Raw genomic sequence first — 14,364 nt, 5'->3', positions numbered from 1 at the left:
CGTTTTAAAGCGTTAGGTATCTGTTGTATAATGACGTGCACTTTAACTAAAAAAAGAGTGCGACCATGATTGATTCCTCATTGCCATTAACCGACATTCACCGCCACCTTGACGGTAACATCCGGGCCCAAACCATCCTCGATCTTGGCCGCGAGTTTAACATCACCCTTCCCGCTACCACCCTTGACACGCTGCGTCCCCACGTCCAGGTCACCAGCCTGGAGCCCGATCTGGTCAGTTTTCTCGCCAAGCTCGACTGGGGGGTGAAAGTCCTGGCCTCGCTGGAAGCCTGCCGTCGCGTGGCGTATGAGAACGTCGAAGACGCGGCGCGCAATGGCCTGCACTACGTGGAGCTGCGCTTCTCCCCCCGCTATATGGCGATGACCCACCAGCTGCCGGTCGACGGCGTGGTAGAGGCAGTGATCGCCGGGGTACGTGAGGGGTGCCGCGATTTCCAGGTCGATGCCCGCCTGATCGGCATTTTGAGCCGCACCTTTGGCGAAGCGGCCTGCCAGGAAGAGCTGACGGCCCTGCTCGCCCACCGCGATGGCATCACCGCCCTCGACCTCGCTGGCGATGAGCTGGGCTTCCCGGGGGCGCTGTTCCTCAGTCATTTTAACCAGGCTCGCGATGCCGGGTGGCATATCACCGTCCACGCTGGCGAAGCGGCCGGCCCGGAAAGTATCTGGCAGGCCATCCGTGAACTGGGCGCCGAGCGCATCGGCCATGGGGTAAAAGCGGTACAGGATCCCGCCCTGATGGACTATCTGGCCGAGCACCGCATCGGGATTGAATCCTGCCTCACCTCGAACGTGCAAACCAGCACCGTGCCCTCTCTGGCCCAGCATCCGCTGAAGCAGTTCCTTGAGCACGGCGTGCTGGCGAGCCTCAACACTGACGATCCGGCGGTCCAGGGGGTCGACATTATCCACGAATACACCGTGGCGGCGCCGGCGGCGGGGCTGAGCCGGGAGCAGATCCGCCAGGCGCAGATCAACGGTTTGACTCAGGCGTTTCTCAGCGAACAGGAAAAAGCCGCGCTCATTCAGCGGGTGGCCAAAGGCTGATTACCGGCCCGGCAGCCGCGCTGCCGGGCTATTTTTCACACCAGGCTGAGCGTGGCGCGGTGCCGGGCCGACTCGATACCGAGCTCAATCAGGGTCATGATCTGAATCGCCTCGCTGGCCGGGACCGGGTTTTCTCCCACCCCGTTGAGCGCATCGCGGATAGCGGCATAGTAAGCGGGATAATTGCCCGGCAGCGTCAGCCACGTCTCCTCGCTGCGTTCGTCGCCTTCAGCGCGAGTGAGGGTACCGTCACGCATATCATACCCCCAGTCCTCCTGCGGCAAACGCTCGCCATTTTTCAACCGCTCCTCCTGCGGGTCGAGACCGTACTTGATATAGCTGGCCCGCGAGCCGTGGACGATAAAGCGCGCGCTCTCCGCGGCGGCGAGCAATGTGCCGTGCAGCACCACCCGCCGCTGGGGATAGGCCAGCACCGCGTGAAAATAGTCGGTGGATTGCGCGCCGGGCCGAAGCTGAGCGAGATCGACCGTGATGCTCACCGGCAGACCAAACAGCGCCACCGCCTGGTCGAGCAGATGCGGTCCAAGATCATACCAAATTCCGCTCCCGGGGCCCGCCTGCTCCCGCCAGCGCTGGCGCACCTGCGGCCGGAAACGGTCGAAATGTGATTCGAAGTAACACACCTCTCCCAGCTGGCCTTCGTTGATCAACGTTCTGACCGTTAAGAAATCACTGTCCCAGCGCCGGTTGTGAAATACCGACAGCACCCGACCACAGTGCTTCGCCAGGCTCTCCAGCTCGCGAGCCTGTGACAGTGTCACGGTAAAGGGTTTATCCACCACCACGTGCTTCCCGGCCTCCAGCGCCGCTTTCGCCAGTGGGAAGTGCGTGTCGTTCGGCGTGGCGATGACCACCAGATCGATCTCCGGGTCGTTCAGCAATTCACTCGCCGCACTGACCACCTTCACGCCAGGCCAGTCGGCATGAACTTTGGCAGCGTCGCTGCTGGAGACCGTCGTCAGCGCCAGGCCCGACGTGCCGCTGATTAACGGCGCATGAAACGTTTTGCTGGCGTAGCCATAGCCCACCAGCCCCACCCGGATCGCATCACTCATGTTACCGCCTCGCTTATTCAGCTGATGTCAATATCTGGTTAATGAGAATATTCTTACAAACCGCGACTCAAACTTATTATTTTTCCACTTACGGTTTTACCGCATGCGTGAAAAATCAGACAGATACCCCTTGTGATCTGCTGACCTTGGAGTAACATTTCCCACTGTGTTCAAAGGATATTGAAGTGTTATGACGACTGTTTTTACCCGTATTGTAGAACTTATTGGCTGGATTGTTTTTGGGATTTCCGCACTGCTTTTGGTTATCGCGCACCATATTGATAATTATCAGTCGCCACCGCCAGCGGATGTGGTGCAGACAAAGTAGCGCCGCCGTGAAACAGTGACCTGCTTCGCAACTGTGCAACCGGTTTCAGAAACCGGTTGCACGCTTATCCTTGCTTTGATTACACTCCCTCTATCATCAGACTGGGAGCTTTTTCATGGCCGCTTTTCCGCAACATTTTTTATGGGGTGCCGCTACCGCAGCGTATCAGGTCGAAGGTGGGCACGACGCTGACGGTAAAGGACCGTCAATCTGGGATATATACTCTCACCTGCCGGGAACCACCTTTGAAGGGACCACCGGCGATATCGCCGTCGATCACTATCACCGTTTTCGCGAAGACGTGGCGTTGATGGCCGAGATGGGTCTGCAGAGCTATCGCTTTTCCATCTCCTGGCCCCGCCTGCTGCCCACCGGGCGCGGCGAGGTTAATGAAGCAGGCGTGCAGTTTTATAGCGATCTGATCGATGAACTGCTGTCGCATAATATTGAGCCGATGATCACCCTCTATCACTGGGACCTGCCGCAGGCCCTGCAGGATGAGGGCGGCTGGGAAGCACGCAGCACCGCTGAGGCCTTCGCCGAGTATGCCCGCCTGTGCTACGCGCGCTTTGGTTCGCGGGTGAAGCTGTGGGCGACCTTTAACGAGACCATTGTCTTCATCGGCCACGGCTACATTAACGGCCTGCATCCCCCGGCCGTTCGCGATCCGGCGCGCGCCATCCAGGCCTGTCATCACGTATTTATCGCCCATGCGCTGGCGGTGAAGGCTTTTCGCGAGATGGCCGTGGCGGGCGAGATTGGTTTCGTCAATGTGCTGCAGCCGCATACCCCACTCACCGACAGCGAGGCAGACCGGCAGGCTACCGACCTGGCTGACGCCATCCATACCCACTGGCTGTACGATCCGGTGCTAAAAGGCGCCTATCCTGCTGCCCTGCTGGCGCAGACTCAAGCGCTGTGGGGCGTACCGCGCTTTGCTCCAGGGGACGACGCGCTGCTGCGAGACAACCGCTGTGACTTTATCGGTCTGAATTACTATCGTCGGGAAACGGTATCCGCCCAGCCGCCCGAAATCCCCACCGGCGGCGAGCCTGGCGTGGAGGGGTTATTCTATTTCGTGCGTAATCCGCAAAGCACCTATACCGAATGGGGCTGGGAGATCTGGCCGCAGGGGCTGACCGACGGCATTATGATGATCAAGGCGCGCTATGGCGATATCCCGATCTATATCACCGAGAATGGCCTTGGGGCGAAAGACCCGATTATTGCCGGTGAGGTGGTCGACGATCCGCGAATCGACTATCTGAGCAGCCATATTGGCGCCCTGGAAAAGGCGCTGGCGCAGGGAGCGGACGTCCGCGGCTATTATCCCTGGTCGTTTATCGATTTACTGAGCTGGCTCAACGGTTATCAAAAGCAATATGGCTTTGTCTATGTGGACCACCAGCAAAATCTGGCACGCAAACGAAAGAAGAGTTTTTATTGGTACAAATCTGTTATTGCCAGCCGCGGCGAACAGCGTTAATCTTCTCCTGCGGGCGCCATTCGGCGCCCGGTCTGATTTAGAATATTCTTAAACATCTCCCTGCTCTTCAAGGTTGGCTTTGCTCCTTGTCATGGGTTTTTATAACCTGAATCATTCCACGCGGCCCCGGCAGAAGGCGCCGTTGGTTGAGAGTAGGTTTAGTGAATGCTGATAATATTCAACGTAATTATTCCGATTATAAAATGGATACGAAAATGACCGTTCTGGACTATTTATTAAAATTCCGCAAAATCAGTTCGCTGGAAAGTCTTGAAAAACTATTTGATCACCTTAACTACTCCCTGACTGACACCGAAGAGATCGTTAATATGTATCGCGCCGCCGACCATCGCCGGGCAGAGCTGGTTTCCGGTGGTAAATTGTTCGATGTGGGCCAGGTGCCTAAATCCGTTTGGCGATTCGTGCAGTAAGACTGTCATCCTTCACGCCAGTTGCTTATACTTCCCGGCCTGCTTTTATATACTGGCGTTGAATAGGGGAGAAACATGACGTCTCAATCTGCGGAGCGCATCGGCGGCTGGCTGTTGGCACCGCTGGCCTGGTTGCTGTTGGCGCTGTTGAGCGCCTCGTTATCGCTGCTATTTTTTGCCAATGCCCTCATGTCGCCGCAGACCTGGGCCCTGCTGCGCGCCATGAGCACCGGACACATGGCGCTGTGGGTCGCCTCGCTGCTGTTTGCCATCGCCATGTGGTTTTATACGCTCTGGCTGACCATCGCCTTTTTCAAGCGGCGCTCGCTGGTGCCGAAACACTATATTATCTGGCTGCTCATTACGCTGTTGCTGGCGATAAAGGCGTTTGCCTTCTCCCCCGTTTCGGATGCCCTTGCTCTGCGTCAGCTACTGTTTCCACTGCTGGCCGCCGCGCTGTTGGCGCCCTATTTTCGCCGTTCACAGCGGGTCAAACGGACCTTTGTTAATCCGTAAAAACCCCACACTTAACCTGTTGTCGCCGGTATCGTTTTATTCGATAATAAGCGGCTTTTTTTCGTTTCAGGTCGCATGATGGCTGATTATTTACTGCTCTTTATCGGTACTGTCCTTGTCAATAACTTCGTTTTAGTGAAGTTCCTTGGCCTGTGCCCGTTTATGGGTGTTTCCAAAAAGCTGGAAACCGCAATGGGAATGGGGCTCGCGACCACCTTCGTGATGACCCTGGCCTCTATTTGCGCCTGGCTGATTGATACCTGGATCCTTATCCCGCTAAATCTGGTTTATTTACGTACCCTGGCCTTTATTCTGGTTATCGCCGTGGTGGTTCAGTTCACTGAGATGGTGGTGCGTAAAACCAGCCCGGCGCTTTATCGCCTGCTGGGGATCTTTTTGCCACTGATCACCACCAACTGCGCGGTGCTTGGGGTGGCGCTGCTGAACATCAATCTGGGCCACAATTTCCTGCAGTCGGCGCTGTACGGTTTTGCCGCCGCCGTCGGCTTTTCGCTGGTGATGGTGCTGTTCGCGGCGATCCGCGAGCGTCTGATGGTGGCCGATGTCCCCGCGCCGTTCCGCGGTAATGCCATCGCGCTGATTACCGCCGGTTTAATGTCTCTGGCCTTTATGGGCTTTAGTGGTTTGGTGAAGTTGTAATGAGCGCAGTCTGGATAGCCGTGATCGCCATCAGCCTGTTAGGGCTGATTTTCGGCTTAATACTGGGGTACGCGTCGCGCCGTTTCGCGGTGCAGGACGACCCGGTGGTGGAAAAAATTGATGAACTGTTGCCGCAGAGCCAGTGTGGGCAGTGCGGCTACCCTGGCTGCCGCCCCTATGCGGAAGCGGTGGGCGTGCAGGGTGAGAAAATTAACCGCTGCGCGCCGGGTGGCGAAGCGGTGATGTTAAAAATCGCCGCCCTGCTCAACGTCGACCCGCAGCCCGTCGACGGCGACGAGCAGGCAGCCGAGCCGGCCCGCATGCTCGCCGTGATTGACGAGCCGAACTGCATCGGCTGCACCAAATGTATTCAGGCGTGTCCGGTGGATGCCATTGTCGGGGCGACCCGCGCCATGCATACCGTGATGAGCGACCTGTGCACCGGCTGCAACCTGTGTGTTGCCCCCTGCCCGACCCAGTGCATTTCTCTCGTTCCGGTGGCGACGACCCCGGAGACCTGGAAATGGGATCTGCATACGATCCCGGTGCGAAATATTCCTATGGAACAACATGTTTAAGCTATTTTCCGCTTTCCGAAAAGACAAAGTCTGGGATTTTAACGGCGGTATTCACCCGCCGGAGATGAAAACCCAGTCTAACGGCACCCCGCTGCGCCAGGTTTCCCTGCCGCAGCGCTTTGTGATCCCGCTAAAGCAGCACATCGGCGCCGAAGGCGAACTGTGCGTCAAGGTCGGCGACCGGGTGCTGCGCGGCCAGCCGCTGACCCGCGGTTGGGGAAGAATGCTGCCGGTTCACGCTCCCACCTCCGGCACCGTTGCCGCTATCGCCCCGCACACCACTGCCCATCCGTCCGCGCTGGCGGAGATGAGCGTGATCATTGACGCCGACGGCGAAGACCGCTGGATCGAACGCGACGGCTGGAGCGACTATCAGACCCGCACCCGTGAAGCGCTGATTGAGCGCATCCACCAGTTTGGCGTTGCCGGCCTCGGCGGCGCCGGCTTCCCCACCGGCAGTAAACTGCGCGGCGGCGGCGATAAAATTAAAACGCTGATCATTAACGCCGCCGAGTGCGAACCCTATATCACGGCGGACGACCGTCTGATGCAGGACTGCGCGGCGCAGATTGTCGAAGGGATCCGCATCCTTGCCCATATTCTGCAGCCTGATGAGGTGCTGATCGGCATTGAAGACAATAAACCGCAGGCCATATCGATGCTGCGGGCGGTGCTTTGCGACGCCCATGGCATTTCGCTGCGCGTGATCCCCACCAAATACCCCTCCGGCGGCGCCAAGCAGCTCACCCAAATTCTCACCGGCAAACAGGTACCCCACGGTGGTCGCTCTTCGGACATTGGCGTGCTGATGCAGAACGTCGGTACAGCCTATGCGGTGAAACGCGCAGTGATTGACGGCGAGCCGTTAACCGAGCGCGTAGTCACCCTCACCGGCGAGGCGGTAACCCGGCCGGGCAACGTCTGGGCGCGCCTTGGCACGCCGGTGCGCCATCTGCTTAACGACGCCGGCTTCTGCGCCAGCGCCGAGCCGATGGTGATCATGGGCGGGCCGCTGATGGGCTTTACCCTGCCGGGGCTCGACGTCCCGGTGGTGAAGATCACCAACTGTCTGTTGGCGCCCTCCGCCAGCGAGATGGGCGAGCCGCAGGAAGAGAAAGGCTGCATTCGCTGCAGCGCCTGCGCTGACGCCTGCCCGGCCGATCTGCTGCCGCAGCAGCTTTACTGGTTCAGCAAAGGCCAGCAGCACGATAAAGCCACCGCCCACAATCTGGCGGACTGCATCGAATGCGGCGCGTGCGCGTGGGTATGCCCAAGCAATATTCCGCTGGTGCAGTACTTCCGTCAGGAGAAAGCCGAGATCGCGGCGATTCGCCAGGAAGAGCAGCGCGCTGCGGAAGCCAAAGCGCGATTCGAGGCCCGACAGGCGCGCCTGGAGCGTGAGAAAGCGGCCCGCGCCGAGCGGCATAAAAAAGCCGCCGTCCAGCCTGCCGCCAAAGATCAGGATGCGATTAACGCCGCCCTGGCCCGGGTACGTGATAAACAGCGCGACGCCGCGCAGCCTATCGTGATTCAGGCCGGCGCCAGACCAGACAACAGCGAGGCGATCGCCGCCCGCGAAGCGCGGAAGGCCGAAGCCCGGGCGCGTAAAGCGCAGCAGCAGGCCGCGCCGGCGGAAGCCTCGGCGGCCGACGCTGCCGATCCACGCAAAGCGGCCGTGGAAGCCGCTATCGCCCGCGCCAAAGCGCGCAAAGCCGAACAGCAGGCCGCGCCGGCGGAAGCCCCGGCGGCCGAGCCGGTCGACCCGCGTAAAGCCGCGGTGGAAGCCGCTATCGCCCGCGCCAAAGCGCGCAAAGCCGAACAGCAGGCCGCGCCGGCGGAAGCCCCGGCGGCCGAGCCGGTCGACCCGCGTAAAGCCGCGGTGGAAGCCGCTATCGCCCGCGCCAAAGCGCGCAAAGCCGAACAGCAGGCCGCGCCGGCGGAAGCCCCGGCGGCCGAGCCGGCCGACCCGCGTAAAGCCGCGGTGGAAGCCGCTATCGCCCGCGCTAAAGCGCGCAAAGCTGAACAGCAGGCGGCGCCGACGGAAGCCCCGGCGGCCGAGCCGGTCGACCCGCGTAAAGCCGCGGTGGAAGCCGCCATCGCCCGCGCCAAAGCGCGTAAAGCCGAACAGCAGGCCGCGCCGGCTGAAGCCACGGCGGCCGAGCCGGTCGACCCGCGTAAAGCCGCGGTGGAAGCCGCCATCGCCCGCGCCAAAGCGCGCAAAGCCGAACAGCAGGCCGCCCAGGCGGAAATCGCGTCAACCGCAGCCAATGACGACCCACGCAAAGCGGCCGTCGCCGCGGCGATCGCCCGCGTTCAGGCGCGCAAAGCAACACAGCAGGCAGTTAACGAGGAATAAATGGTTTTCAGAATCGCAAGCTCCCCCTATACCCATAACCAGCGGCAGACTTCGCGCATTATGCTGCTGGTGCTGCTCGCCGCCGTGCCTGGCATTGTGGTCCAGACATGGTTTTTCGGCTGGGGCACCGTCCTGCAGATTGTCCTCGCCGCTCTGACGGCCTGGGCAATGGAAGCCGCTATTCTCAAACTGCGCAAACAGCCTGTTGCGTCCACCCTGAGGGATAACTCCGCCCTGCTCACTGGCCTGCTGCTGGCGGTGAGTATTCCGCCGCTGGCCCCCTGGTGGATGGTGGTGCTCGGCACCTCCTTTGCCATTGTGATCGCCAAGCAGTTGTACGGTGGACTCGGCCATAACCCCTTCAACCCGGCGATGATCGGCTACGTCGTGCTGCTGATTTCCTTCCCGGTGCAGATGACCTCCTGGCTGCCTTCATACGAGATTGCCGCCCATATCCCGGCGTTCAGCGATACGCTGCAGATGATCTTTACCGGTCATACCGCCGCCGGAGGCGACATGGCCAGCCTGCGGCTGGGTATCGACGGCATCAGCCAGGCAACCCCGCTGGATACCTTCAAAACCTCCCTGCATGCCGGACATAGCGTCCAGCAGGTACTGCAGTTGCCGGTTTACGGCGGCGTTCTGGCGGGCCTGGGCTGGCAGTGGGTGAATATCGCCTGGCTGGCGGGCGGACTATTTCTGCTGTGGCAGAAAGCGATCCGCTGGCATATCCCGGTCAGCTTCCTCGTCAGCCTTGGCCTGTGCGCGACCCTCGGCTGGATCTTCTCGCCGCAGAGTCTGGCCTCGCCGCAGATGCATTTGCTCTCCGGAGCCACCATGCTTGGCGCCTTCTTTATTCTGACTGACCCGGTGACGGCTTCGACAACCAACCGCGGCCGTCTGATCTTTGGCGCCCTCGCCGGCCTGTTGGTGTGGCTTATTCGTAGCTTCGGCGGTTACCCGGACGGCGTGGCGTTTGCCGTTCTGCTGGCGAATATTACCGTGCCGCTGATCGATTACTACACCCGTCCGCGCGCGTATGGCCACCGTTGAGAGAGCGAAGATGTTAAAAACCATGCGAAAACACGGCGTCACGCTGGCGCTGTTTGCCGCCGGCTCCACCGGGCTAACGGCGGCGATCAATGAGTTGACCAAAAGCACCATCGACCAGCAGGCGGCCCAGCAGCAGAAAGCGTTATTCGACCAGGTTTTACCTGCCGACCGCTATAATAACGATCTGCTCAAGAGCTGCTATCTGGTCAGCGCCCCGGCGCTGGGCAAAGGCCAGCATAAAGTGTGGATTGCCAAAAATAACGACCAGCCGATCGGCGCTGTCATGGAAGCCACCGCGCCGGATGGCTATTCCGGAGCGATCCAGCTGCTGGTGGCCGCCGATTTTAGCGGCACGGTCCTCGGCACCCGCGTGACCGAGCATCATGAAACCCCGGGTCTGGGGGATAAAATCGAGCTGCGCCTGTCGGACTGGATCACCCATTTTACCGGGAAAGTTATCCACGGCCAGGGCGACAGCCACTGGGCGGTCAAAAAAGACGGCGGCGATTTTGACCAGTTCACCGGCGCCACCATCACCCCCCGGGCGGTGGTCAATGCCGTTAAGCGCGCAGGCCTGTATGCACAAACGCTGCCTGCGCAACTTCCTGAATTCAGCGCCTGTGGAGAGTAACCATGAGCGAAGTTAAAGACGTCATCGTCCAGGGTCTGTGGAAAAACAACTCCGCTCTGGTTCAGCTGTTAGGGATGTGTCCCCTGCTGGCGGTCACCTCGACCGCCACCAACGCCCTTGGGCTGGGTCTGGCGACGACCCTGGTGTTGACCCTGACCAACCTGACCATCTCCAGCCTGCGCCGCTGGACCCCGGCGGAGATCCGGATCCCGATCTACGTGATGATTATCGCCTCGGTGGTGAGCGTGGTGCAGATGCTGATCAATGCCTATGCGTTCGGTCTGTATCAGTCGCTGGGGATTTTTATCCCGCTTATCGTCACCAACTGCATCGTGGTGGGCCGCGCCGAAGCCTTTGCCGCCAAAAAAGGACCGGCGCTGTCGGCACTGGACGGCTTCTCTATCGGTATGGGGGCCACCTGCGCGATGTTCGTGCTGGGCTCCCTGCGCGAAATCCTCGGCAATGGCACGCTGTTTGACGGCGCCGACAGCCTGCTTGGCAGTTGGGCAAAGGTCCTGCGCATCGAGGTTTTCCATACAGACACTCCTTTCCTGCTGGCTATGCTGCCTCCCGGCGCCTTTATTGGCCTCGGCATGATGCTGGCGGTAAAATACCTTATCGATGAACGTAGCAAGCAGCGGAAGGCGCAGGCGGCCCGGGCCGACTCTGTCGCACCGTCTGACGCGACAGGGAAAGCGTAATATGAACAAAGCCAAACGCCTGGCGATCCTTACCAGGCTGCGGGACAACGATCCCCACCCCACCACCGAGCTGCACTTCAGCTCGCCGTTTGAGCTGCTGATTGCCGTCCTGCTCTCGGCGCAAGCGACCGACGTGAGCGTCAATAAAGCGACAGCCAAACTCTACCCGGTGGCCAATACGCCTGCGGCGATGCTGGCGCTGGGGGTGGAGGGCGTGAAATCCTATATCAAAACCATCGGCCTGTTTAACAGCAAAGCGGAAAACGTCATCAAAACCTGCCGGATCCTGCTGGAGCAGCACAACGGCGAGGTACCGGAGGACAGAGCGGCCCTGGAGGCGTTGCCCGGCGTGGGCCGCAAAACCGCCAACGTGGTGCTAAATACCGCCTTTGGCTGGCCGACGATCGCCGTAGACACCCATATCTTCCGCGTTTGCAACCGCACGCAATTTGCCCCAGGGAAAAACGTCGAACAGGTGGAAGAGAAGCTGCTGAAGGTGGTTCCCGCCGAGTTTAAGGTCGACTGCCATCACTGGCTTATTCTGCACGGCCGTTACACCTGTATCGCTCGCAAGCCGCGCTGTGGCTCCTGCCTGATTGAAGACCTTTGCGAATTCAAAGACAAAGTTTACGCCTGATCGTCTTACTCACGACCATAGCCTAACTTTAGGTTATGGTCCGCATTTAGCTATTTAACCCGCCGCTAACACCACATAAACCGCATTTTCATGGGCTATTATCCGGTTATATAACAAACAACCAGCTCATTCATTTTTTAGCGGCGCAAAATTTCTATACATTTGTGATCCAGATCATGCTCGCAACTCGATGTTGAAAGAATGTTATTAAAATGGAAATAAAAGTCAGGCAATACAACGGCTGTTCAAGGATTGCCAGGATAATAAGCCATGAATTTTTAGGATAATGGACCATATCACTACTTTAGTGCGCAATCAGTAGAATATATCGCCTTTACGGGAAAAATGGGCGAATCAAAAAGATAAAAATAGCAGCGATAACGTAACGGTGAAATTTAACTCTGGATAACATTCATATGACCGGAGCATTATACCGCCCTGATTATGTGTAACAGATTATTACAAAGGCCTTGCCTGATGCGCCAGGATAGTGAACATTACCTGCCGTTTTCCCTCCAAGAATAACTATAAAGGCGGCGGTCCAACGAGATTGCGCCCCGAACACCCCCCAGTAAATATGGGATGTAAAAAAAGAGGTATATGTGTCTACTGCAAACAATAAACCAGCAGAAAGCGTGAGTCTGAACGCTTTCAAACAACCACGCGCGTTCTATCTCATTTTCTCGATCGAGTTGTGGGAGCGTTTTGGTTACTACGGCCTGCAAGGGATCATGGCCGTTTACCTGGTAAAACAGCTGGGTATGTCGGAAGCGGATTCCATTACTCTGTTCTCCTCCTTTAGCGCGCTGGTTTATGGCCTGGTCGCCATTGGCGGCTGGCTGGGCGATAAAGTGCTGGGTACCAAACGCGTCATTATGCTGGGCGCTATCGTGCTGGCCATCGGCTATGCGCTGGTCGCCTGGTCCGGTCATGACGCCGCTATCGTCTATATGGGTATGGCGACTATCGCCGTCGGTAACGGCCTGTTTAAAGCCAACCCGTCTTCCCTGCTTTCTACCTGCTATGACAAAAACGATCCGCGTCTGGACGGTGCATTTACCATGTACTACATGTCCATCAACATCGGTTCGTTCTTCTCGATGCTGGCAACTCCGTGGCTGGCCGCGCGTTTCGGCTGGAGCGTCGCCTTCGCCCTGAGCGTGGTGGGGATGGTGATCACCATCATTAACTTCGCCTTCTGCCAGAAATGGGTGAAACAGTACGGTTCGAAACCGGACTTTGCCCCGGTGCATATGGGTAAACTGCTGGCGACCATCGCTGGCGTGGTGGTGCTGGTCGCTATCGCTACCTGGCTGCTGCACAACCAGGGTATCGCACGCATGGCGCTGGGCGTCATCGCGCTGGGTATCGTGGTGATTTTCGCCAAAGAGGCGATGGGCCTGAAAGGCGCCGCGCGTCGCAAAATGATCGTCGCCTTCCTGCTGATGGTAGAAGCGATCGTCTTCTTCGTACTGTACAGCCAGATGCCGACCTCTCTGAACTTCTTTGCTATCCGCAACGTGGAGCACTCGATCCTCGGCCTCGCCTTCGAGCCGGAACAGTACCAGGCGCTGAACCCGTTCTGGATCATGATTGGTAGCCCTATTCTGGCCGCCATCTATAACAAGATGGGCGACCGCCTGCCGATGCCGCACAAGTTCGCTATCGGTATGGTGCTGTGCTCCGGCGCGTTCCTCGTCCTGCCTTTAGGGGCGAAGTTCGCCAGCGACGCCGGTATCGTCTCGGTTAACTGGCTGATTCTGAGCTACGCGCTGCAGTCTATCGGTGAGCTGATGATTTCCGGCCTCGGCCTGGCGATGGTCGCTCAGCTGGTTCCCCAGCGTCTGATGGGCTTCATTATGGGCAGCTGGTTCCTCACCACCGCCGGTGCGGCAATCATCGCCGGGAAAATCGCCAACCTGATGGCAGTACCGGAAAACGTCACCGATCCGCTGGTGTCGCTGGAAGTATATGGCCACGTGTTCCTGCAGATCGGTATCGTCACCGCGGTCATCGCCGCCCTGATGCTGCTGACCGCGCCGAAGCTGAACCGAATGACTCAGGACGACAGCGCGGACGTAAAAGCACGCGAAACCGCGGCAGCCTGACGCCGCAGGGAAAACCAATTATTTTTAAGCCGCTAACGTTAGGTTAGCGGCTTTTTTTTTACCCCTGGCGGGACTAACATACAGAAAACTGCAGCCACGAGGAGTAACGCATGAAACTGTTCTACAAACCCGGCGCCTGTTCCCTCGCCTCACATATCGCCCTGCGCGAAAGCGGCCTGGATTTCACTTTGCAGAGCGTGGATCTGGCAAGGAAACAGCTGGAAAACGGGGAAGATTATCTGCTAATCAACCCGAAAGGTCAGGTGCCGGCGCTGCTGCTGGATGATGACATCCTGCTTACTGAGGGCGTGGCTATTATGCAGTACATCGCCGATCAGGTGCCGGACCGCCATCTTCTGGCGCCCGTGGGCTCCGTTGCCCGTTACCAGACCCTGGAATGGCTGAACTACGTCGCTACCGAACTGCACAAAGGCTTTACGCCGCTGTTCCGCCCGGACACCCCGGAGGACTATAAGCCCGTTGCGCGCGCGTTGCTCGAGAAAAAACTGCAGTACGTGGATGCCTCGCTGGCGGATAAACAGTGGCTCACCGGCCATCGCTTCACTATCGCCGATGGTTATCTGTTCACGGTGCTGCGCTGGGGCTATGCGATTAAACTGGATATGGCCGCCTGTAGTCATATCGGCAGCTGGATGGCGCAGGTGGCAGCGCGTCCGGCAGTGGCTGACGCACTGGCAGCGGAAGGCTTAAAGTAAGACCAGAGACTGCCCGGCGC

At 58.8% G+C, this 14,364-nt stretch carries 15 protein-coding genes; 14 read left to right on the top strand and 1 reads right to left on the bottom strand.

What is annotated here, in order from left to right; genetic code table 11:
- Positions 1 to 65: 65 nt before the first annotated feature.
- The gene (add, locus tag LGM20_RS11320) at positions 66 to 1,067 is read left to right on the top strand and encodes an adenosine deaminase (protein ID WP_044523533.1); all 1,002 of its coding nucleotides are present in this window, start codon (positions 66 to 68) and stop codon (positions 1,065 to 1,067) included.
- A 35-nt stretch (positions 1,068 to 1,102) separates the two neighbouring features.
- Here the strand turns inward: add and LGM20_RS11315 are convergent, their stop codons facing one another.
- The gene (locus LGM20_RS11315) at positions 1,103 to 2,143 is read right to left on the bottom strand and encodes an oxidoreductase (protein WP_044523534.1); all 1,041 of its coding nucleotides are present in this window, start codon (positions 2,141 to 2,143) and stop codon (positions 1,103 to 1,105) included.
- A 190-nt stretch (positions 2,144 to 2,333) separates the two neighbouring features.
- Here LGM20_RS11315 and blr point away from each other — a divergent pair, with 190 nt between their 5' ends.
- From blr to gstA, 13 genes are all read left to right on the top strand, one after another.
- Positions 2,334 to 2,471 (top strand): division septum protein Blr, encoded by a 138-nt coding sequence (gene blr / locus LGM20_RS11310; RefSeq protein ID WP_012541534.1) that lies wholly within the window; start codon positions 2,334 to 2,336, stop codon positions 2,469 to 2,471.
- A gap of 115 nt (positions 2,472 to 2,586) precedes the next feature.
- Positions 2,587 to 3,957 carry a GH1 family beta-glucosidase gene (locus tag LGM20_RS11305; protein WP_044523536.1) on the top strand — a complete coding sequence of 457 codons (1,371 nt, stop codon included), beginning with the start codon at positions 2,587 to 2,589 and terminating at the stop codon, positions 3,955 to 3,957.
- A 215-nt stretch (positions 3,958 to 4,172) separates the two neighbouring features.
- On the top strand, positions 4,173 to 4,388 hold the full coding sequence (ydgT, locus tag LGM20_RS11300; RefSeq protein WP_004202843.1) for a transcription modulator YdgT: 216 nt from the start codon (positions 4,173 to 4,175) through the stop codon (positions 4,386 to 4,388).
- A gap of 75 nt (positions 4,389 to 4,463) precedes the next feature.
- Positions 4,464 to 4,904, top strand: a complete 441-nt coding sequence (locus LGM20_RS11295; RefSeq protein WP_023289920.1) for a DUF2569 domain-containing protein — start codon at positions 4,464 to 4,466, stop codon at positions 4,902 to 4,904.
- Between the two features lie 78 nt (positions 4,905 to 4,982).
- Entirely contained in the window at positions 4,983 to 5,564 is a 582-nt protein-coding gene (gene rsxA / locus LGM20_RS11290) for an electron transport complex subunit RsxA (RefSeq protein ID WP_044523537.1), read from the top strand.
- A complete protein-coding gene (gene rsxB, locus LGM20_RS11285; protein ID WP_044523538.1) occupies positions 5,564 to 6,142 on the top strand; it encodes an electron transport complex subunit RsxB in 579 nt (192 codons plus the stop codon). The genes rsxA and rsxB overlap by 1 nt, the downstream gene beginning before the upstream one ends.
- Positions 6,135 to 8,498, top strand: coding sequence for an electron transport complex subunit RsxC (gene rsxC, locus LGM20_RS11280; RefSeq protein WP_224222691.1), 2,364 nt, complete (start codon positions 6,135 to 6,137; stop codon positions 8,496 to 8,498). The genes rsxB and rsxC overlap by 8 nt, the downstream gene beginning before the upstream one ends.
- Positions 8,499 to 9,551, top strand: coding sequence for an electron transport complex subunit RsxD (rsxD, locus tag LGM20_RS11275; RefSeq protein ID WP_044523560.1), 1,053 nt, complete (start codon positions 8,499 to 8,501; stop codon positions 9,549 to 9,551).
- Between the two features lie 10 nt (positions 9,552 to 9,561).
- A complete protein-coding gene (gene rsxG, locus LGM20_RS11270) occupies positions 9,562 to 10,182 on the top strand; it encodes an electron transport complex subunit RsxG (RefSeq protein ID WP_032453110.1) in 621 nt (206 codons plus the stop codon).
- Positions 10,183 to 10,184: 2 nt separating this feature from the next.
- On the top strand, positions 10,185 to 10,883 hold the full coding sequence (locus tag LGM20_RS11265) for an electron transport complex subunit E (RefSeq protein ID WP_023289925.1): 699 nt from the start codon (positions 10,185 to 10,187) through the stop codon (positions 10,881 to 10,883).
- Position 10,884: 1 nt separating this feature from the next.
- Positions 10,885 to 11,520, top strand: coding sequence for an endonuclease III (gene nth / locus LGM20_RS11260; protein ID WP_023289926.1), 636 nt, complete (start codon positions 10,885 to 10,887; stop codon positions 11,518 to 11,520).
- A 602-nt stretch (positions 11,521 to 12,122) separates the two neighbouring features.
- The gene (gene dtpA / locus LGM20_RS11255; RefSeq protein WP_023289927.1) at positions 12,123 to 13,628 is read left to right on the top strand and encodes a dipeptide/tripeptide permease DtpA; all 1,506 of its coding nucleotides are present in this window, start codon (positions 12,123 to 12,125) and stop codon (positions 13,626 to 13,628) included.
- A gap of 110 nt (positions 13,629 to 13,738) precedes the next feature.
- Positions 13,739 to 14,344 (top strand): glutathione transferase GstA, encoded by a 606-nt coding sequence (gene gstA / locus LGM20_RS11250; protein ID WP_032453112.1) that lies wholly within the window; start codon positions 13,739 to 13,741, stop codon positions 14,342 to 14,344.
- The last annotated feature ends 20 nt before the right edge of the window (positions 14,345 to 14,364 follow it).

Origin of the sequence: Klebsiella quasipneumoniae subsp. quasipneumoniae, from assembly GCF_020525925.1 — a bacterium.
Taxonomy (GTDB): domain Bacteria; phylum Pseudomonadota; class Gammaproteobacteria; order Enterobacterales; family Enterobacteriaceae; genus Klebsiella; species Klebsiella quasipneumoniae.
The sequence above is the reverse complement of the archived record's forward strand: the minus strand, read 5'-3'. Positions and strand labels throughout refer to the sequence as shown.

Excerpts from the sequence above, each read along its gene's own strand:
- nth (WP_023289926.1), top strand. The coding sequence starts at position 10,885 with ATGAACAAAGCCAAACGCCTGGCGATCCTTACCAGGCTGCGGGACAAC.
- rsxC (WP_224222691.1), top strand. The coding sequence starts at position 6,135 with ATGTTTAAGCTATTTTCCGCTTTCCGAAAAGACAAAGTCTGGGATTTT.
- LGM20_RS11305 (WP_044523536.1), top strand. The coding sequence starts at position 2,587 with ATGGCCGCTTTTCCGCAACATTTTTTATGGGGTGCCGCTACCGCAGCG.
- rsxG (WP_032453110.1), top strand. The coding sequence starts at position 9,562 with ATGTTAAAAACCATGCGAAAACACGGCGTCACGCTGGCGCTGTTTGCC.
- rsxD (WP_044523560.1), top strand. The coding sequence starts at position 8,499 with ATGGTTTTCAGAATCGCAAGCTCCCCCTATACCCATAACCAGCGGCAG.
- rsxB (WP_044523538.1), top strand. The coding sequence starts at position 5,564 with ATGAGCGCAGTCTGGATAGCCGTGATCGCCATCAGCCTGTTAGGGCTG.
- blr (WP_012541534.1), top strand. The coding sequence starts at position 2,334 with ATGACGACTGTTTTTACCCGTATTGTAGAACTTATTGGCTGGATTGTT.
- ydgT (WP_004202843.1), top strand. The coding sequence starts at position 4,173 with ATGACCGTTCTGGACTATTTATTAAAATTCCGCAAAATCAGTTCGCTG.
- gstA (WP_032453112.1), top strand. The coding sequence starts at position 13,739 with ATGAAACTGTTCTACAAACCCGGCGCCTGTTCCCTCGCCTCACATATC.
- add (WP_044523533.1), top strand. The coding sequence starts at position 66 with ATGATTGATTCCTCATTGCCATTAACCGACATTCACCGCCACCTTGAC.
- LGM20_RS11315 (WP_044523534.1), bottom strand. The coding sequence starts at position 2,143 with ATGAGTGATGCGATCCGGGTGGGGCTGGTGGGCTATGGCTACGCCAGC.
- LGM20_RS11265 (WP_023289925.1), top strand. The coding sequence starts at position 10,185 with ATGAGCGAAGTTAAAGACGTCATCGTCCAGGGTCTGTGGAAAAACAAC.
- rsxA (WP_044523537.1), top strand. The coding sequence starts at position 4,983 with ATGGCTGATTATTTACTGCTCTTTATCGGTACTGTCCTTGTCAATAAC.
- LGM20_RS11295 (WP_023289920.1), top strand. The coding sequence starts at position 4,464 with ATGACGTCTCAATCTGCGGAGCGCATCGGCGGCTGGCTGTTGGCACCG.